The organism is Stenotrophomonas chelatiphaga, assembly GCF_032054965.1.
In the GTDB taxonomy this organism is placed as follows: Bacteria; Pseudomonadota; Gammaproteobacteria; order Xanthomonadales; family Xanthomonadaceae; genus Stenotrophomonas; species Stenotrophomonas chelatiphaga.
In genome coordinates this window covers 45,709-64,908 of the sequence record NZ_DAMBRS010000005.1, presented here as the reverse complement: position 1 = coordinate 64,908, position 19,200 = coordinate 45,709, and the positions used below count along the sequence as shown (strand labels likewise).

Below are 19,200 nucleotides of genomic sequence, written 5' to 3'. Positions count from 1 at the left end.
CCGTTCAGCGCGGTCATCGCCGTGTCATTGCCGGATCACATGGCGGTCGCCGGGGCGGGGATAGGGTGGACGCACCCGCCCCCAACGGAGAGCTGCCATGTGGCTCATTGACCGACTGCTTGCCGTTCCGGCCCCGGTGCCGGTTGCCCCCGCACCGGAAGCCTTGCCGGAAGCGCACGCGCGTCGGCTGACCCTCAAGCGCCCCGCGCGTGCCGGGCGCATGGCGATCTCTCCGTGGCAGAAAGTCGCCGCGCCGTCCCGCCGCAGCCGTCACTGACGGCCTATTCGCGTTCCGTTGTGCGGTCAGAAGGGTGGTGCACTCCATCGTTGGTGGGCACCTCGCCCAGCGCGAACGGGTCGATGCCCTGCAGGCAGGCCACGTTGTAGCCGAACTCGCGTGGATTGGAGCGCCGCCGGTGATGGGTGTAGATCCCGCAGACGCTGCAGAACCAGTGTTCGGCCACGTGCGTGTTGAACTGATACAGCCGCAGCTGTTCGGCGCCGCGCACCACCTGCAGGCCGTCTTCCGGAACGCTGGCGGCGATGGCGCCGCGCCTTCGGCACATCGAACAATCGCAGCGACGGGGTTCGACGATGCCGTGCGGCAGTTGCAGCCGCAGCTCAACCGCACCGCAGTGGCAGGTGGCGGTGTGGTGCTCGTTGACCGGGATTCCGGCAACCGATCTGATGCCCATGGGGTCCTCCACGTGGATGCCCGCATTGTGTATCAGGTATCGGTGGGTGACGACCGTTCGTCACGCCTTCCGGCGCAACCTGAACAGGCATCCATTCCGCCCCGACGCGGCTTGTGGCTAACTAGGCGCCCCACGGATGAAGTGACAGCACCACAGTGAAGGCAGCAGGACGTTGGACGATCGCGATCATCATGCTGCTTGGCGCCCTGTGGGCCGGCGGGCTGCTGTTCTACCAGATGCCCGGGCCGGTATGGCTGGCAGGGTTGCTGGCGCTGGCCTGGATGCTCGCTGCGGGCTGGATGGCGCTGCGCGTTGCGCGCGGACGCGCCGACCAGCGGGTGGGATCGGCCTACGTGCTGGGCATGGCCTGTGCCGCCCTGTGGTGGACGGCGCTGAGCCCCAGCCAGGACCGCGTCTGGGCCGATGACGTGGCCGAGCGACTGCACGTGGTCGCCTTTGATGGGCACCACGTGGTGTTGGACAACGTGCGTGATTTCACCTGGCGCAGCGAACAGGACTACGACGCGCGCTGGGTACGCCGTGAATACGACCTGCAGCAGCTGCGCTCGGCCGACCTGGTGATGTCGTACTGGATGGGCCCGGCCATCGCCCACACGCTGGTGTCGTTCGGCTTCGCCGACGGACGCCAGCTGGTGTTCTCGCTGGAAATCCGCAAGGAACGTGGCGAGTCGTTCTCCGCGCTGGGCGGCTTCTTCCGCAAGTTCGAGATGACCCTGGTGGCATCGGAGGAAACCGACATCATCCGCACGCGTACCAACGCACGCGGCGAAGACGTCTATCTGTACCGTCTGCAGGCGCTGAGCCAGGCGCAGCTGCGCACGCTGTTCGCCGGCTACATCGACCAGGCGCGCAGCCTGGATGCCGCACCTGCGTTCTACAACACGCTGACCAGCAACTGCACCACCATCGTGTTCGACCTGGCGCGCCACATCGCGCCGGGGCTGCCGCTGGACTACCGCCTGCTGGCGTCGGGCTACCTGGACGAGTATGCCTTTGACCAAGGCGCGCTGGCGCCGGGCTATTCCTTTGCCACGCTGAAGGCACGTGCACGGATCACCGCGCGTGCGCTGCAGCCGCAGGCGCAGAATGATTTCTCCGCCTGGATACGCCGCGGCGTTCCCGGTACCGCACAGGAAGACCAACCATGATGGCCGCTGCATTCCCCCTGGACTGGCAGCGCCGCCTGCGCCTGCTGCTGGCAGCCACCATGCTGCTGATCGGCAGTGGCTGCGCGATGGTGACGGTGAAGCAGGTCGCCAACACGGACTACCTGACCACCAAGCGGTCAGACGTGCTGACCACCGGCAAGCTGAGCGCGGCGTCGCAGGAGACGCTGAGCGTGGTCGGGCTGGACGCCAGCCAGTGTGGCAAGGATGTGGTGGTATGCCGCAGGACGCTGCTGGATACCCATGGCATCAGCACCGAACAGCGCATGTCGGCGTTGTCCGAGCTGTGGGTGCAGACCGCGTTGGCGCTCAGCCCCAAGCCCAAGCACGCCGACAAGGAACCCATGAGCGATGCGGCGGTGGATGCCTGGCTGGAAGCGGCCCGCTACGCCTATGCGTACCTGTTCTTCAGCGGGCGCGCACCCTCCGACCGCGCCTTTGAAGACCGCCAGACCCAGGTGCGCGACTACTACAACTACGCCGCCGAACAGACCGCATCGGTGGTGTTCCGGCGGGCGCGCGCCTCCGCGCTGGAAGGCGAGGATTACAACGCCCCGGTGGCCGGTGAGCGCTGGACCATCACCTCCGACTACGATCGCCTGTCGATGCCCAGCATCCCGACCCGGTTGGTGTCGGCGGCCACGATCAGTTTCGTCGGCCTGCGCAGCACCTACCGTCGCGATGGTTTCGGTGCGGAACTGGTGGTGGTGATGGACCCGCCGAAGTTGAGCACGCCGCTGCCCGATGCCGATGCCCCGGTGGATGGCGCGGCACCCAAGCGCAGGCATGAGGTGCCGCAGTACAGCGAGATGTCTTCGATCAATGCCACCGCGCTGCTGCGCTTCAAGGGCGATTCGCTGGATGAAGTACTGCAGACCAGCCAGGTGCTGCTGGACGTTTATTCGCCCGAGGCCACAGAGCGCGTGGACCTGCACGGCCAGCAGGTACCGCTGGCCGGCAATTTCACCGCCGCCTACGGGCTGTGGCTTGCGCAGAGCGGCTTCGCCACGCAGGCCCTGCGCACCCTGTTCGGCATGGCCGAAGGGATCAAGGAACCGCACATCTACCTGATGCAGCCGTGGGATCCGAACCGCCGCATCATCTTCATGCTGCACGGCCTGGGCAGCAGTCCCGAGGCCTGGGTGAACGTGGCCAACGAGATCATGGGCGAAGAAGAGCTGCGCCGTGAGTTCCAGGTGTGGCAGGTGTATTACCCGACCAATGCGCCGATCGCCCTGAACCGCTACGAGATCTCGCGTGCGTTCAACAGCACCCTAAAGCACTTCGATCCGGGCGGGCAATCGCGTGCGTCGAAGGACCAGGTGTTCATCGGCCACAGCATGGGCGGCGTGCTGGGGCGCCTGATGCTCAGTTCGTCAGGCGATGTGCTGTGGAATGACCTGATGGCGCGCTATGACCTGAAGGGCGAGCGCCTGCAGCGGGTAAAGACCAAGCTGGGGCCGTTGCTGCAGTTCCAGCCGCAGCCGAACGTGGAACGGGCGATCTTCATCGCCGCCCCGCACAAAGGCACGGACATCGCCGGTAACCGGGTGGGGCGCCTGATCGGGCGCCTGGTGCGCCTGCCGCTGACGATCCTGGGGTCGTTCGAGGATGCGTTCAACACCCTGCAGCAGGCCGATGCGCAGCGCAGTGGCAGCGAGAAGCTGCGCGTGCCCAACAGCATCGACAACCTCAAATCCAGCGATCCCTTCGTGATGGCGGCGGCTTCATTGCCGATCCAGCCGGGGCTGAAATATCACTCGATCATTGCCCACCGCAAGCCGGACGTGCCGCTGCTGCAGTCCGATGACGGGCTGGTGCCGTACTGGAGCGCGCACCTGGACGGGGCGGTGTCGGAGAAGGTGATCATCTCCGGCCACAGCGTGCAGGAAACCCCGCAGGCGGTGCTGGAAATCCGCCGCATCCTGCGCGAGGACGTGGACGAGGTGGGCGCACGGCCCTGAGCGGGTGTCCGGAGCTGGGTGTCAGGCGCTTGGTGGGCGACGATGGGTGGGTGACGACCGTTGGTCGTCACAGGGCCGCCATCAGCTGCGAGGTGACGACCAACGGTCGTCACCCACCAGCGGCACCGCCCACCTGCAGCGTCACCCACCCGCAGCTGCTGTGGTCAGATCCGCCGCGCGACGACCGTTGCCAGCAACGCCAGCAGCAGCGTCACGGCGAAGCAGAGCAGGTAGCCCAGCGTCTCGCGGCCATCGATGAAGGCAGCGAACAGCGAGCCCGACAACGCCAGCGTGGTCGCCACGCCGACGCCTTCGCTGAGCTGCAGTGCCGAACTGTTGGCGCCCTGTTCGTGCGGCGCCGACATCGACAAGGTGAGCACCGACAGGCTGGGGTAGATCAGGCCCATGCCCAGCCCGGTCAGTGACCACCCCGCGAGGGCGAGCAACAGCGGCACGCCCTGCTGCAGGGTCAACGAGGTCAGCAGCAGGCCGCCGCACATCATCCACGCACCGGCCTGCAACAGGTGTGCGCGGGTCCAGCCGTGGCGCTGGTGTCCCTGCATCCACGAGCCGGAGAACCAGCCCAGCGCGCCCATGCTCAGGGCGGCGCCGGCCCACAGCGGTGACAGGTCGCGCTCGCGCTGCAGCAGCAGCGGCAGGAACGCTTCGGCGGCGAAGAAGGCCGAGGCGGCGATGCCACGCATCGCGATCACGCTGGGCAGGCCGCGGCCCAGGCGCAGGGTCCCGGCTGGCAACAGGTGCCGGGCGCAGACAACGAGCAGCACCAGTGCCGCGGCCATCAGTGCGACGGCGACGGTTCCCTGCTGCTGGCCGCCCAGGTACAGCAGCAGCGCGGCAAGCGCGGTGCCGATCGCCCAGCGCACTACCGGGCGTGCCGCCACGTCCGTGCGCGGATCCTGCGCGCTGGCACGCAAGGCCGGCACCAGCAGCAGCGCGGCCGGCAGGGCCAGCACCGGGACCGCCAGGAATACCCAGCGCCAACCGACGTACTGCACGATCAACCCGCTGATCGCCGGGCCGACCAGCGAAGGCACCACCCAGCCGGCGGAAAACGCAGCGAACACCTTCGGCCGCAACGCTTCGGGGAAGGTGCGCGCCACCAGCACGTACAACGACACCGACACCGCGCCGATGCCCACGCCCTGCAGCAGGCGCCCGGCCACCAGCACGCCCATGCGCGGCGCCAGTCCGGCCACGACCAGCCCGGCCAGGAAGAAGCCCAGTCCAAACCACAGCGGACGCGCCGGCCCTCGCTGGTCGCACAGGCGGCCGGCTACGCTCATGCCGATCACGCTGGTCGCCAGTGCACCGCCGAAGGCCAGTGCGTACAGGCGCAGGCCGTCCAGCGCCTGCGCCACGGTGGGCATCGCTGCGGCCACGGCCAAGGCTTCGAACGCCACCAGTGCCACCAGCGCGACCATGCCGAGCGTAGTGGCGCGATAGCGCGGCGAAAGAATGGAAGCATCATCCGGTGGAGCGATCGAGGCGGCGGGGGCGTTCATGCAGGCACTTGTGTTGGCGAAGCGGAGGCGGCAGCATCGCGCCTCAACCAAGGTTGAGGTCAAGTAATGGCGACGCAGGAGCTTAGTGTAGGCGAGGTGGCCAAGCGCAGCGGCGTGGCGGTGTCCGCGCTGCACTTCTATGAGCGCAAGGGGCTGATCCGCAGCCTGCGCAACGCAGGCAACCAGCGCCGCTTCCCGCGCGAGGTGCTGCGGCGGCTGGCGGTGATCCGCGTGGCCCAACGCGTGGGCATGCCGTTGGAAGCGGTGGGTGCGGCGTTGGCCGAGCTTCCCGAAGGACGTACGCCGACCAAGGCCGAATGGGCACGCATGTCCGCCCGCTGGCGTACCGAGCTGGATGAGCGCATCCAGCTGCTGCAGTTCCTGCGTGACCAGTTGACCGGCTGCATCGGCTGCGGCTGTCTTTCGCTGAAGCGCTGCCGGCTGGCCAACCCGGATGACATGCTGGCTGCGCAGGGCGACGGGCCACAGCGCTGGGAATAGCGGGGCGTCGGGCCGACCTGGATCGGCATCCGCTGTTTCACCACACGGTGAGTGTCTGCCCGCTCTGGATGCCTTCCACCGCACGCTGGTAGGCCAGCGCGACGCGGCGCGCGGGTGCTGGCTCGAAGCCCGGGAAATACGGCGCATAGGCGGCCGCTGATTCCTCCAGCACGGTCGGGCTGACGATGTTGATGCGCAGTCCACGCGCCGCCAGTTCGAACGCCGCAGCGCGCACGAAGCCTTCCAGCGCCGCGTTGACGGCGGTGGCGTTGCTGCCGTCGCGGATCGGCTGGGCGCTGATGATGCCGCTGGTAAGGGTGATGGAGCCGCCGGCGCGCAGGTGGTGTTGCGCAGCCAGCGCCAGCCGTACCTGGCCGAGCAGTTTGTCCTGCAGGCCGCTGTCGAACTGGGCGGCGGTCATGTCCTGCAGGGGACCGAAGTGGACCTGGCCGGTGGTTGCGATCACCGCGTCCAGCGGGCCGGTGGCCTCGAACAACGCCTGCACGCTGTGGTCGTCGGTGAGGTCGACCTGGTACTGACCATTGTGGCGGCCCGCGCCGAGGATTTCATGCTGCTGGCCCAGGTGGGCGGCGACGGCCTGGCCGAGGGTGCCGGACGCGCCGACAATCAGGATCTTCATGCTGCTTCTCCGGTTGGGACACGCCCAGTCTGCTACCGGCTTGAAGTTTCGGTAAGGGGCGTAAGCGAGAGGCGGCGGATCTGCAGCGCCGAGCGATGCTCGGCGGGCGCGCAGCAACAGCATGACGGCCAGCGGCCGTCACTACCGTGGCGGGTCAATCGTTGGCGGCGGACAGTTCGCGGCCGCGTGCCTGGGCGGCGGCAAGGGCCTTCGCGACCAGGGACTCGAAGCCGCCGGCCTGGAACGCTTCGATCGCCGCCTGCGTGGTGCCGCCCGGCGAGGTCACCCGGCGGCGCAGCTCGGCCGGCGCTTCGCCGGCTTCATCCAGCATGCGTGAGGCCCCCAGCAGGGTCTGCTGCACCAGCGTGCGCGCCGCCTCGGGCGGCAACCCCTGCGCGATGCCGGCCGCCTCCATCGCCTCGGCCAGCAGGAAGACATAGGCCGGGCCGCTGCCGGATACGGCAGTGACCGAATCCATCAGCGCTTCATCGTCCACCCATACGGTGCGGCCGGCGCTGGACAGCACCCGGTCTGCCTGCGCGCGCTGTGCAGCGGTGACCTGGGCGGTGGCATACAGGCCGGTAACGCCCGCGCCCAGCAGGGCAGGGGTATTGGGCATCGCACGCACCACGGCGATGTTGCCGCCCAGCCAGCGGTCCAGTTGGGCGCTGGTGATGCCGGCGGCGATGGAGACCAGCAGGGGGCGCTTTGCAGTCGCCAAGGGCTGCAGCGTGGCACATACCTCACGCAGCACCTGCGGCTTCACCGCCAGCAGCCAGGTGCTGGCCTGGGCAGCGGCCTCGCTGGCGGTGGCGTGCGGGGTGACGCCGAAATCGGCGGCAAGAGCATCGCGCAGCGCCGCCACGGGTTCAGCGACATGGATGGCGGCTGCCGGGGTGCCCTGGCGAACCAGCCCGGCGATCAGGCTGCGGGCCATGTTGCCGCCGCCGATGAAGGCGATGGAGGAATCGGTCATGCGGATGCTCCTTTCAGTTCAAGCCGGACGGACGCGCGCGCCGAACAGCGCGGTGCCGATGCGGACCAGGGTGGCACCGTCGGCGACGGCCTCGGCGTAGTCGCTGCTCATGCCCATCGACAGCGTGTCGGCCTGCGGATACCGGCCGTGCAGCGCCTGCTGCAGCGCGTGCATGCGGGCGAAGGCGGCGTGGCGCCGCGCGGGGTCGGGCCACGGCGCGGGGATGGCCATCAGCCCGCGCAGTTGCAGGGTGGGCTCGGCGGCGATGGCGGCCGCCAGCGCATCGATCTGCGCGGGCTGGCAGCCATGCTTGCTGCTTTCGTCGTCGATGTTGACCTGGATCAGCACGTTCAAGGGCGGCAGGTCAGCCGGCCGATGGCGTGCCAGGGCGGCCACCAGCTTGGGCCGGTCCACGCTCTGCACCCACTGGAAATGCCGTGCGACCGGCTCGGCCTTGTTCGACTGCAGGTGGCCGATCAGGTGCCATTCCAGCCCAAGGCCTTGCAGCGCCTCGATCTTGGCCAGGGCCTCCTGTACGTAATTCTCGCCGAAGGCGCGCTGGCCTTCGGCGGCCAACGCGGCAATCGCCGCGGCCGGCTGGGTCTTGGACACGGCCAGCAGGGTGGGCACTGGCCGCCCGGCGGCCAGTGCCGCGTTCTGCAGGTTGCTCAGTATTCCGGGCAGGGGACTTTGCACGTGACGCGTTCCGGTCTGACAGGACGCTATACTGACGCCCGGGGAAAGATCCTTCCAGTCGAAGCCGTTATTGGGGAGTAGCCGCTCATGGATATCGCCGAGCTGTTGGCGTTTTCCGTAAAAAACAAAGCATCCGACCTGCACCTGTCCGCAGGCCTGCCGCCGATGATCCGCGTGGATGGCGACGTCCGTCGCATCAACATCCCGGCGCTGGACCACAAGCAGGTGCATGCGCTTGTCTACGACATCATGTCGGACAAGCAGCGTCGCGATTACGAAGAGTTCCTCGAGGTCGATTTCTCGTTCGAGATTCCGTCGCTCGCGCGCTTCCGTGTCAACGCCTTCAACCAGAACCGTGGCGCCGGTGCGGTGTTCCGTACCATTCCGTCCGAAGTGCTGACCCTGGAGGACCTGGCCTGCCCGCCGCTGTTCCGCGAGGTGATCCAGCAGCCGCAGGGCCTGATCCTGGTGACCGGTCCGACCGGTTCGGGCAAGTCGACCACGCTGGCGGCGATGATCGATTACATCAACAAGAACGAGTACGGGCACATCCTCACCGTCGAGGACCCGATCGAGTTCGTTCATACCTCGCAGAAGTGCCTGATCAACCAGCGCGAAGTGCACCGTGATACCCACGGCTTCAACGAAGCGCTGCGTTCGGCCCTGCGTGAAGATCCGGACATCATCCTGGTCGGCGAACTTCGCGACCTGGAAACCATCCGCCTGGCCCTGACCGCGGCGGAAACCGGCCACCTGGTATTCGGCACGCTGCATACCAGTTCGGCGGCCAAGACCATCGACCGCATCATCGACGTGTTCCCGGCCGGCGAAAAGCCGATGGTGCGCTCGATGCTGTCCGAGTCGCTGCGCGCGGTGATTTCGCAGGCCCTGTTGAAGAAAGTGGGCGGCGGTCGTACTGCAGCGTGGGAAATCATGGTCGGCACCCCGGCCATCCGCAACCTGATCCGCGAGGACAAGGTGGCGCAGATGTATTCGGCCATCCAGACCGGCCAGCAGCACGGCATGATGACTCTGGACCAGCACCTGCAGGACCTGGTCAAGCGCAGCCTGATCACGCGCAACCAGGCCAAAGAGTACGCCAAGGACAAGCGCCTGTTCGAGTAAGGCAGGCGACGGCGGGCGGCGCGCGTCGGCTCGGCGCGCACCGCGGGCCGCCGTGCCGAGCCCCCGTCCCGTTTCCTGGAGTCTGCCGTGAACAGTGCCGCCACCAATACCATCGATTTCACTTCTTTCCTCAAGCTGATGGCGCACCAGCGCGCCTCGGACCTGTTCATCACCGCGGGCATGCCGCCGGCGATCAAGGTCAACGGCAAGATCTCGCCGATCACCCAGACCCCGCTGACGCCGCAGCAGAGCCGCGACCTGGTGCTGAACGTGATGACGCCGGCGCAGCGCGAGGAATTCGAAAAGACCCACGAGTGCAACTTCGCCATCGGCCTGTCCGGGGTCGGTCGCTTCCGTGTCAGCTGCTTCTACCAGCGCAACCAGGTGGGCATGGTGCTGCGCCGGATCGAAACGCGCATTCCCACCGTGGATGAGCTGGCGCTGCCGCCGATCATCAAGACGCTGGCGATGACCAAGCGCGGCATCATCCTGTTCGTCGGCGCGACCGGTACCGGCAAGTCGACCTCGCTCGCGGCGATGATCGGCTACCGCAACCACAACTCGACCGGCCACATCATCACCATCGAAGATCCGATCGAGTTCGTGCACCGCCACGAGGGCTGCATCATCACCCAGCGCGAAGTCGGCATCGATACCGACAGCTGGGAAGCGGCGCTGAAGAACACCCTGCGCCAGGCGCCGGACGTGATCATGATCGGCGAGGTGCGTACCCGCGAAGGCATGGACCATGCCATCGCTTTCGCCGAAACCGGTCACCTGGTGCTGTGCACGCTGCACGCGAACAACGCCAACCAGGCGATGGACCGCATCATCAACTTCTTCCCGGAAGACCGTCGCAACCAGCTGCTGATGGATCTGTCGCTGAACATCAAGGGCGTGGTCGCGCAGCAGCTGATTCCTTCGCCGGACGGCCGTTCGCGCAAGGTGGCGATGGAAATCATGCTCGGTACCCCGCTGGTGCAGGATTACATCCGCGAAGGTGAGATCCACAAGCTCAAGGAAGTGATGAAGGAGTCTACCCAGCTGGGCATGAAGACCTTCGACCAGAGCCTGTTCGAGCTGTACCAGGCCGGCGAAATCAGCTACGAAGATGCGCTGCGCTATGCGGATTCGCAGAACGAAGTGCGCCTGAAGATCAAGCTGAGCCAGGGCGGCGACGCCCGCACGCTGGCACAGGGCCTGGACGGCGTGGAAATTTCCGAAGTCCGCTGAGCCCGCCGCGCGCCACCAGAGCGGCGGAATTCGGGTAGTGACGGCCGCTGGCCGTCAACCGAGATGCCGCGCTGCGCGCTCGCCGAGCGTGGCTCGGCGCTACCAGGGCGTCGGAATTCGGGTAGTGACGGCCGCTGGCCGTCATTTCGCATGGCTGACGACCAGCGGTCGTCACTACCCTCATTCCATGCCGAGCTTCTTCAGCTTGTAGCGCAGCGCGCGGAAGGTGATGCCCAGCTGCGCGGCGGTCCGGGTCTTGTTCCAGCGGTTTTCTTCCAGCGCGCGCTGGATCGCGGTGCGCTCCATCTGTTCGATGTACGAGGGCAGGGCGGCATTGCCGGCCGGCAGGTCGACCACCGCTTCCACCGGCGGCGCGGCGGCGCTGCCACCGGAACGGCCATTCGGCTGTGGCAGGCGCAGGTCGGCCGCGCCGATGGTGTCTCCCTCGGCCAGCGCCAGTGCGCGCTCCAGGATGTTTTCCAGTTCGCGCACGTTGCCGGGGAAGCTGTACACCGTGAGCGCATCCAGCGCCGACGGTGCCAGCAGCGGCACCGCACAGCCGTGGGTACGCGCCAACCGGGCCAGGATCGCACCGGCCAGTTCGGGCAGGTCCTGGTGGCGCTCGCGCAGCGGCGGCACGCGCAGTTCGATCACGTTGATGCGGTAGTAAAGGTCATGCCGGAAGCGGCCTTCGTCAACCAGCTCGGACAGGTCCTTGTGGGTGGCCGACAGGATGCGTACGTCCACCGCGATTTCCGCTGACGCGCCGACCGGGCGCACCGACTTTTCCTGGATGGCACGCAGCAGCTTGACCTGCATCTGCAGCGGCAGTTCGGCCACTTCATCCAGGAACAGGGTGCCGCCGTGTGCTGCCTGGAACAGGCCGGGTTTGTCGGCGTGGGCGCCGGTGAAGCTGCCCTTCTTGTGGCCGAAGAACTCGCTTTCCATCAGCTCCGATGGAATGGCACCGCAGTTGACCGGGATGAACGGACCGGCCGCGCGCGCGCCCTGTTCGTGGATGGTGCGCGCGACCAGTTCCTTGCCCACCCCGGATTCGCCCAGGATGTAGACCGGTGCCTGGCTGCGCGCGACCTTGCTCAAGGTGCTGCGCAGGGTGTCCATTGCCGGTGAGCCGCCGAGCAGGCGTCCTTGCTGTTCGGCCGGGGCGGCCACCGGCGGGCGTTCGGTGTTGTTGAGTTCCAGTGCGTGCTTGACCAGGCCGCGCAGCACTGCGATGTCCACCGGCTTGCTGACGAAATCGAACGCGCCGGCCTTCAGTGCTTCCACGGCCAGGTCCATGCTGCCGAAGGCGGTGATCATCGCGACCGGCGTACGGGGGTAGTGCTGCGCGATTTCGGTGACCAGTTCGATGCCGTTGCCATCGGGCAGCCGCATGTCGGTGATGCACAGGTCGTACGGATTGCTGGCCAGCAGCTCGCGTGCTTCGGCGAGATTGGCGGCGGTGTTGATGCGCAGGCCCATCCGGCCCAGGGTCAGCACCAGCAGTTCGCGGATGTCGCGCTCGTCGTCGACGACCAGTGCGCTACGGGTTTCGTTCATGGGGAAGAAGATAGCGGAGGGGGGCGATGCCGACAAATCATTGACGCACGGCGGGGGCCGTCATCCTGACGAAAAGGTGTGCGGGGCGGGCAGGATGATGCGGAAACAGGCGCCGCCCGCGGGCACGGGCACGTATTCCAGCCGCGACTGGTTGGCACGACACAGTTCGCGGGCGATGTACAGGCCGAGCCCGGTGCCATGCTCGGACGTGGTGAAGAAGGGATTGAACAACTGCGCGGCGACGGCGTCGGGAATACCGGGGCCGCGGTCCATCACATCGATCACCGGGCTGCCTTCCAGCCGCCCCAGACGCAAGCGTACGCGCGCCGGCTGTTCGCCGATGCGGCCATACTTCAGTGCGTTGTGGACCAGCGCGGTCAGCACCTGGTGCAGATGACGCGGATCGACCATGGCGGCGACCGAGGTTTCCGAGATGATCGATTCCACGCTGTCCGTTTCCAGCGACAGGCCCTGTTTGTACTCCAGCACGAAGCGGCGGACCAGCGCGACCAGGTCCACGTTTTCCGGGTTGGCGCGTTCTCGGCGGGCCAGGCCCAGCACGCTTTCCACGATGCCGTTGGTGCGCTGGCACTGCTGGTGGATGATCTGCAGCAGGCGACGGTCGCCTTCGCTGAAGTTGCCGTCTTCTTCTTCCAGCAGCTGCACCGCGTAATTGATCGCCGCCAGCGGATTGCGGATTTCATGCGCCAGGCTGGCCGAGAAACGGCCGAGCGCGGACAGCGTCAGTGATTCGGCCCGCTTGGACACCACGCTGGAGTCATCCAGGAACACCAGGGTGAGGTCACTGCCGGCCCACAGGCGGGCGAATCGCGGCTGCACTTCGGGCTGGTCCGGGGACAGCATCAGCGGCGTCTCTTCCTGGTTGCCGCCGGTACGCCAGCGATGCAGCCGGCGCGCCAGTTCCGGTGCTGTGCGGGTCAGGCCCGGCCGCTCACCGCCGCTGCCGACGTCGTGGTCGCCGAGCAGCGCCGATGCGGCTTCGTTGACCAGGGTGATGCGGTTCTGGCCGTCCACCACCATCACCCCGGTGCGCATGCGGCGGATGATCAGTTCGTTGATCTGGTACAGGTTGGCCACTTCGTCGCCGCGCTGGTTGGCCAGCTGCTGGCTGTGGCGGGCGCGGTTGGCGACCTGCGAGCTGATGAAGGCCAGCGCCAGGTAGCTGGTGGTGAACATCGCCAGTTCGGCCAGCGTACGGGTAGGGGCACCACCTTCCAGCAGCTTCCACAGATACTCGGCCACGGTGGCGACGCTGGCGCCCACCGCCAGCCCCAGCGCCATCGGGAACGGCAGCATGGTCGCGGCGGCGGCGATGTTGAACAGCAGCGACATCGAGATGCCGGCGCTGGCCCCGGGCAGGGCATGGGCCAGCAGCGAAGCGACGACGATGTCCAGGCTGACGCCGACCAGCACGAACTGCTGCAGCCAGCGCTCGCTGCGCCCCAGCAGCAGCATCAACACCGAGAACAGCCAGTAGCCGCCGGACACGTAAGTGGCCAGCTCGGGGTGGTTCGCCTGCCCCAGCAGGTCGGCCATCGGGCTGAACATCAGCCCGGCGATCGCGGTGGCGATCAGCAGCCGGTACAGGGCAAAGAAATACAGTTCGCGTCGAGGAATGGACTCGATGCGGTCGATCAGTGATGCGGTCGGTGCCACGCCAAAACTCCCCTTCTGGCTTGCGTGCAGTATAGGCATGGATGGGGTCCCGGCCGGCCGGTTGCCGCGCGCCGGCTGCGCGCCATCCCGCGCCAGGCGCGCCGGCCGATCCCGGGGGGCAGCCACAAATAACTGAAAAACCAGAAAAATCCGGCGCCGCGCCGTGTGTCATCCCGCTGTCTTTGCGCCACGCGCCGGGGTCAGCCACAATAGCGGGCCCGCCGCGGTCCGTGCCGGTGCCCGTGAGGGAGCCTTGGAGGAGATGCGTGCGGTCGTTCCTATTCCCACGGTGACGCATGAATTTCCACGAATACCAGTCAAAACAGCTGCTTGCCGAGTACGGCATTCCCGTCCCGGCCGGCAAGGTCGCGGCTACCCCGGACGAAGCAGTCGCAGCAGCGATCTCGCTGGGCCAGGGCCCCTGGATGGTCAAGGCGCAGATCCATGCTGGCGGTCGCGGCAAGGCAGGCGGCGTCAAGTTCTGCAAGACCACCGACGACGTGAAGGCCGCTGCGGCCAAGATGCTCGGCACCAAGATGGCCACCTACCAGACCGCCGGCGTCGAGCTGCCGGTCAACCTGGTGCTGGTGACCACCGCCGGTGAGATCGTCAAGGAACTGTACCTGTCGGTCCTGGTCGACCGCGGCACCAAGACCATCACCTACATCGCTTCTTCGGAAGGCGGCGTGGAAATCGAGCAGGTCGCGGCTGAAACCCCGGAGCTGATCCACTCGCTGAACGTCGACTTCGTCGAAGGCGTGCAGGGTTACCACGGCCGTGATTTCGGCTTCAAGCTCGGCCTGACCGCCAAGCAGGCCGGCCAGTTCGCCAGCATCATGGTGAACCTGTACAAGCTCTTCAACGAAAAGGACCTGGCGCTGGTTGAAATCAACCCGCTGGCGATCCTGGACGACGGCAACCTGTACGCGCTGGACGGCAAGTTCGACAGCGACGACAACGCCGCGTTCCGCCAGAAGGCGCTGGTCGCCATGCGCGACAAGACCCAGGAAGACGAAACCGAAGTGACCGCTTCGGAGCTGGACATCAACTACGTCACCATGGACGGCAACATCGGCTGCATGGTCAACGGCGCAGGCCTGGCCATGGCCACCATGGACGTGATCAAGCTCAACGGCGGCGAGCCGGCGAACTTCCTGGACGTGGGCGGCGGTGCGAACAAGCAGCGCGTCATCGAAGCGTTCAAGCTGATCCTGTCCTCGGACAAGGTCGAAGGCATCTTCGTCAACATCTTCGGCGGCATCGTCCGCTGCGACATGATCGCCGAAGGCATCATCGCCGCGGTCAAGGAAGTGGGCGTCAAGGTTCCGGTCGTGGTGCGCCTGGAAGGCACCAACGTGGAAGAAGGCAAGCAGCTGCTGCGTGACAGCGGCATGGCCATCATCCCGGCTGACAACATCAACGACGGCGCCAAGAAGGTCGTTGAAGCTGTCAAGAACGCCGCCTGATCCGACACCGAAGGAAATCCAATGTCAGTTTTGATCAACAAGAACACCAAGGTGATCGTGCAGGGCTTCACCGGCCAGCAGGGCACCTTCCACGCCACTCAGATGATCGAGTACGGCACCCAGGTCGTCGGCGGCGTGACCCCCGGCAAGGGCGGCACCACCCACATCGACCTGCCGGTGTTCAACACCGTGGCCGATGCCGTGCAGGCCACCGGCGCCAATGCGTCGGTGATCTACGTGCCGCCGCCGTACGCGGCTGATGCGATCCTGGAAGCCGCTGCTGCCGGCATCAAGGTCATCGTGTGCATCACCGAAGGCATCCCGGTGCTGGACATGCTGCGCGTCAAGAACGTGCTGACCCGCGCCCATGCGGACACCGTGCTGATCGGGCCGAACTGCCCGGGCGTCATCACTCCGGGTGAGTGCAAGATCGGCATCATGCCGGGCCACATCCACAAGCCGGGCAAGATCGGCATCGTGTCCCGTTCGGGCACGCTGACCTATGAAGCGGTCAAGCAGACCACCGAAGTGGGCCTGGGCCAGTCGACCTGCATCGGCATCGGTGGTGACCCGATCAACGGCCTGAACTTCGTCGACTGCCTGAAGCTGTTCAACGAAGATCCGCAGACCGAAGGCATCATCATGGTCGGTGAAATCGGCGGCGACGCGGAAGAAGCCGGTGCCGAGTACATCAAGCAGTTCGTGAAGAAGCCGGTCGTCGGCTTCATCGCCGGCGCATCGGCTCCGGCCGGCAAGCGCATGGGCCACGCCGGTGCGATCGCATCGGGCGGCAAGGGCACCGCGGAAGGCAAGTTCGCCGCCATGGAAGCGGCCGGTGTCGTCACCGTGCGTTCGCCGGGCGACCTGGGCGCTGCCATCGCCAAGCTGGTGAAGTAACACCGCAGCCGCGCAGCGGCTACGTGTCTGTAAAGAAGTAACGGAAAGCCGCCTTCGGGCGGCTTTCTGCGTTTGGGCGCGGCGCTACAATGGCGGCATGGCAACCACAGGCTGGAACCTCTAATGGCTTCGATCCGCATCGCGATGGCGCAGTTTGATTTCCCGGTCGGCGCGGTCGCCGCCAACACCGACCGGATCATCGAGATGATCGAGCAGGCGCGCGATGACCACGGTGCCGACCTGGTGGTGTTCCCGGAACTGGCCATCAGTGGCTACCCGCCGGAAGACCTGCTGCTGCGTCCGGGGTTCCTGCAGCACTGTGAGCAGGCAATGCAGCGCATCGCCCAGGCCTGCACCGGTATCACGGCGGTGGTCGGCTGGCCCGAGCCGGCCGGTGCGGTGGTCTACAACGCGGCCAGCGTGCTGCGCGATGGCATCGTGGAAAAGACCTACCGCAAGCGCGAGCTGCCCAACTATGCGGTGTTCGACGAGCGGCGTTATTTCGATATCGACCCGGACGGCCCGAGCTGCGTGTTCGAGGTCAACGGCGTGCCGGTAGGCGTGCTGATCTGCGAAGACCTGTGGTTCGCCGAGCCGCTGGCCGACACCGTGCGCAGTGGCGCGCAGCTGGTGGTGGTTCCCAACGCATCGCCGTACGAGCGCGGCAAGCACGCCCAGCGTGATGCGGTGCTGGCCGCGCGCACGCGCGAGACCGGCGCGGCGATTGCCTACCTCAACGTGGTCGGCGGCCAGGACGCGCTGGTCTTCGACGGCGCGTCGGTGGTGGCCGACGGCGATGGCACCGTACACCCGGCGGCGGCGGCGTTCGCCGAACAGTGGCTGGTGGTGGAGTATGAAAGTGAGGCGCGCCGCTTCATGCCGCTGCTGTGGATGGACGACGGCGATGAGAGCATGGACGCGCTGGCCTGGCGCGCGGTCACCCGCGGCCTGCAGGATTACTGCGGCAAGAACGGGTTCAATAAGGTCTGGCTGGGATTGTCCGGCGGCATCGATTCGGCGCTGGTGCTGGCGATGGCGGTCGATGCCCTCGGCGCGGAGAATGTCACGGCGGTGCGCCTGCCGTCGCGCTACACCGCCGGGCTGTCCAACGACCTGGCCAGCGAACAGTGCCAGGCACTCGGGGTGAAGCTGGAGGAAGTGAACATCGAGCCGGCGTTCAAGGGCCTGATGGAAGCACTGGGGCCGATGTTCGAAGGCACTACGCCGGACATCACCGAAGAGAACCTGCAGAGTCGCAGCCGTGGCGTGATCCTGATGGCGCTGGCCAACAAATTCGGTGGCCTGCTGCTGACCACCGGCAACAAGAGCGAGTACGCCGTCGGTTACGCGACCATCTACGGTGACATGTGCGGCGGCTATGCACCGCTGAAGGATCTGTACAAGACCGAGGTGTTCGGGCTGGCGAAGTGGCGCAACACCGTGGGCGGCGCGCCGGTCATTCCGCCGGCGGTGATCAGTCGGCCGCCGTCGGCGGAACTGCGCGAAAACCAGACCGACCAGGATTCGCTGCCGGCCTATGACGTGCTGGACGGCATCCTGTACCGCTTCGTCGACCAGGAGCAGTCGCGCGAGGAGATCGTCGCGGCCGGCTATGCCCCCGAGGTGGTGGACCGCGTGCTGCGGCTGGTGCGCATCAGCGAATGGAAGCGCCACCAGGCCGCGCCGGGACCGAAGGTGTCCCGCCGCGCGTTCGGGCGTGAGCGGCGCTACCCGATCAGTAATGGCTACCAGGGCTGATGGGGGCCAGGGCAACTCCATAGGACATGCAGGTGCCCGGTCGCTCATCGGCGTCACGAACATCCGCTGTGGGCCAACCCATGGCGTTGATCGGCGCGGACCTCTTCCAGATCTGAGCGCAATCTGGATGCGGGCTGCAGTGACGTTGTGAACATGGGGCTCCCAACCAAAAGCAGAGCGCCGCATGGGCATGATGATCGCTGGGACTGTCACGCGTGCAGTGGCAAGCACGGAGGGAAAGCCGGTCCACTGTACCCACGCAACATCCTCAGGCTGGTTGTCCAACGGCTTGACCCAGATAGCCAACGCCACGATGCGGGGCGTGAAATACGCGCTGCGTGAGCCCGGGAAGGCCGTGGTCATCGGACTGTCGGTGCTGGCCGGGGTGCGTTCGGTCGCTGCTGCCCCTTTGGGCGGACGCGTTGTGGCCATGAGCGAGCACGGCAGCGCCATGCCAGTCACTGCGGCCGACGACCCGTGGGCGCTGCGGGGCCAGGCCATCGGGAAGAAGGTGGGCGATTGCATGCGCAGCCGTCACATCGACGGCCTTGAGCCACGTCTTACCGAAGCGCACTGCATGGGTCAGGTAGTCTTCGACCATGCGATGAACCGGCAATCCAGGCCGGATGAAATCCGCGAAATGGCCCGCGTGACACCTGATCTCGGTTCACCGGCCGGGCAGTATGTAGCGTTGGCCCAGCGTGGCATGCACATGCCGGTCACGCTACCGTATCCGGATACGGTGCAGGACAATATTGACAGCGCTGCCAGGCTCGTCCTGGCGCTGCCGAACGTTCGAGACAGGATCAATGAGGACGCGCGCACGCTGGTGGCGAGCTGCAACATGCAAGAGCGCGTGGACAATGACAACCTGGGGGAGCCCGGTTTGTTCACAACCGACGACGTGGTGAATGCCGTACACAGCGAGGCATGCAGCGATGGGGTACTCCGGCCCCCGATGGAACATGAAGTCCGCCAGGCAAATGCCGCGCAGTTCCATCAGACTACGCGCGTGAAGGATGAGCAGGCCTTTGCTACTGGGCAGTACCGGATCCATAAGGGCGAAGCGTGTGTGACCGCAGACGCGAACTATGAAAACAGGGTTGTAAGCAACGTCATCGACTTCATCAGATTCTGAGGACCATCCACCGTGCTGTCGTGTGGGGCGATGGCGGCAACTGCGTCCCCATGGGCAACGCCGGGGCAGGATTCAGGGTGTGGTCCAGAGGGTCGAAAGCCCCGCGCAACGGCGGGGCTTTCGACCCTCTGCTTGTGCTGGTGCGCGGTAGCCGCGGCCACCCA

Annotated in this window: 17 protein-coding genes; 10 read left to right on the top strand and 7 right to left on the bottom strand. The window is 66.5% G+C overall.

The features are described from left to right. Nucleotides 1-97: 97 nt before the first annotated feature. Nucleotides 98-277 carry a hypothetical protein gene (locus RTX79_RS08715; RefSeq protein ID WP_312683227.1) on the top strand — a complete coding sequence of 60 codons (180 nt, stop codon included), beginning with the start codon at nucleotides 98-100 and terminating at the stop codon, nucleotides 275-277. A 4-nt stretch (nucleotides 278-281) separates the two neighbouring features. Here RTX79_RS08715 and RTX79_RS08710 read toward each other — a convergent pair whose 3' ends face one another. Then, on the bottom strand, nucleotides 282-695 hold the full coding sequence (locus RTX79_RS08710) for a GFA family protein (protein WP_312683226.1): 414 nt from the start codon (nucleotides 693-695) through the stop codon (nucleotides 282-284). A 191-nt stretch (nucleotides 696-886) separates the two neighbouring features. Here RTX79_RS08710 and RTX79_RS08705 point away from each other — a divergent pair, with 191 nt between their 5' ends. Further along, nucleotides 887-1,864: a DUF4105 domain-containing protein gene (locus RTX79_RS08705; RefSeq protein WP_312683225.1), complete on the top strand. Its 978-nt coding sequence runs from the start codon at nucleotides 887-889 to the stop codon at nucleotides 1,862-1,864. Further along, nucleotides 1,864-3,846 (top strand): esterase/lipase family protein, encoded by a 1,983-nt coding sequence (locus RTX79_RS08700; protein WP_312683413.1) that lies wholly within the window; start codon nucleotides 1,864-1,866, stop codon nucleotides 3,844-3,846. The genes RTX79_RS08705 and RTX79_RS08700 overlap by 1 nt, the downstream gene beginning before the upstream one ends. A gap of 164 nt (nucleotides 3,847-4,010) precedes the next feature. Here RTX79_RS08700 and RTX79_RS08695 read toward each other — a convergent pair whose 3' ends face one another. After that, complete coding sequence (locus RTX79_RS08695) at nucleotides 4,011-5,369, bottom strand: MFS transporter (RefSeq protein ID WP_312683223.1); 1,359 nt, start codon at nucleotides 5,367-5,369, stop codon at nucleotides 4,011-4,013. 66 nt (nucleotides 5,370-5,435) lie between these two features. Here RTX79_RS08695 and soxR point away from each other — a divergent pair, with 66 nt between their 5' ends. After that, nucleotides 5,436-5,870, top strand: coding sequence for a redox-sensitive transcriptional activator SoxR (gene soxR / locus RTX79_RS08690; RefSeq protein ID WP_057506910.1), 435 nt, complete (start codon nucleotides 5,436-5,438; stop codon nucleotides 5,868-5,870). Between the two features lie 37 nt (nucleotides 5,871-5,907). On the opposite strand, the gene RTX79_RS08685 is transcribed toward soxR, so the two are convergent. From RTX79_RS08685 to RTX79_RS08675, 3 genes are all read right to left on the bottom strand, one after another. After that, entirely contained in the window at nucleotides 5,908-6,510 is a 603-nt protein-coding gene (locus RTX79_RS08685) for a short chain dehydrogenase (protein WP_312683222.1), read from the bottom strand. Nucleotides 6,511-6,664: 154 nt separating this feature from the next. Continuing rightward, nucleotides 6,665-7,486: a pyrroline-5-carboxylate reductase gene (gene proC / locus RTX79_RS08680; protein ID WP_312683221.1), complete on the bottom strand. Its 822-nt coding sequence runs from the start codon at nucleotides 7,484-7,486 to the stop codon at nucleotides 6,665-6,667. 18 nt (nucleotides 7,487-7,504) lie between these two features. Further along, nucleotides 7,505-8,182 carry a YggS family pyridoxal phosphate-dependent enzyme gene (locus tag RTX79_RS08675; protein WP_428695981.1) on the bottom strand — a complete coding sequence of 226 codons (678 nt, stop codon included), beginning with the start codon at nucleotides 8,180-8,182 and terminating at the stop codon, nucleotides 7,505-7,507. Between the two features lie 87 nt (nucleotides 8,183-8,269). Between RTX79_RS08675 and RTX79_RS08670 the strand changes: the two genes are divergently transcribed. Continuing rightward, the gene (locus RTX79_RS08670) at nucleotides 8,270-9,307 is read left to right on the top strand and encodes a type IV pilus twitching motility protein PilT (RefSeq protein ID WP_042613426.1); all 1,038 of its coding nucleotides are present in this window, start codon (nucleotides 8,270-8,272) and stop codon (nucleotides 9,305-9,307) included. An 87-nt stretch (nucleotides 9,308-9,394) separates the two neighbouring features. Continuing rightward, nucleotides 9,395-10,540, top strand: coding sequence for a PilT/PilU family type 4a pilus ATPase (locus tag RTX79_RS08665; RefSeq protein ID WP_080335115.1), 1,146 nt, complete (start codon nucleotides 9,395-9,397; stop codon nucleotides 10,538-10,540). 180 nt (nucleotides 10,541-10,720) lie between these two features. Here the strand turns inward: RTX79_RS08665 and RTX79_RS08660 are convergent, their stop codons facing one another. Together RTX79_RS08660 and RTX79_RS08655 are read right to left on the bottom strand one after the other, a co-directional pair. Next, the gene (locus RTX79_RS08660) at nucleotides 10,721-12,100 is read right to left on the bottom strand and encodes a sigma-54-dependent transcriptional regulator (protein WP_312683218.1); all 1,380 of its coding nucleotides are present in this window, start codon (nucleotides 12,098-12,100) and stop codon (nucleotides 10,721-10,723) included. Nucleotides 12,101-12,160: 60 nt separating this feature from the next. Continuing rightward, nucleotides 12,161-13,777: a sensor histidine kinase gene (locus RTX79_RS08655; protein WP_083491858.1), complete on the bottom strand. Its 1,617-nt coding sequence runs from the start codon at nucleotides 13,775-13,777 to the stop codon at nucleotides 12,161-12,163. Between the two features lie 296 nt (nucleotides 13,778-14,073). Between RTX79_RS08655 and sucC the strand changes: the two genes are divergently transcribed. From sucC to RTX79_RS08635, 4 genes are all read left to right on the top strand, one after another. After that, nucleotides 14,074-15,243, top strand: coding sequence for an ADP-forming succinate--CoA ligase subunit beta (gene sucC, locus RTX79_RS08650; RefSeq protein ID WP_312683216.1), 1,170 nt, complete (start codon nucleotides 14,074-14,076; stop codon nucleotides 15,241-15,243). Nucleotides 15,244-15,264: 21 nt separating this feature from the next. Further along, the gene (gene sucD / locus RTX79_RS08645; RefSeq protein ID WP_309687519.1) at nucleotides 15,265-16,140 is read left to right on the top strand and encodes a succinate--CoA ligase subunit alpha; all 876 of its coding nucleotides are present in this window, start codon (nucleotides 15,265-15,267) and stop codon (nucleotides 16,138-16,140) included. Between the two features lie 123 nt (nucleotides 16,141-16,263). After that, nucleotides 16,264-17,898: an NAD+ synthase gene (locus RTX79_RS08640; RefSeq protein ID WP_312683215.1), complete on the top strand. Its 1,635-nt coding sequence runs from the start codon at nucleotides 16,264-16,266 to the stop codon at nucleotides 17,896-17,898. A gap of 322 nt (nucleotides 17,899-18,220) precedes the next feature. Then, a complete protein-coding gene (locus RTX79_RS08635) occupies nucleotides 18,221-19,036 on the top strand; it encodes a hypothetical protein (RefSeq protein WP_312683214.1) in 816 nt (271 codons plus the stop codon). Nucleotides 19,037-19,200: the final 164 nt, after the last annotated feature.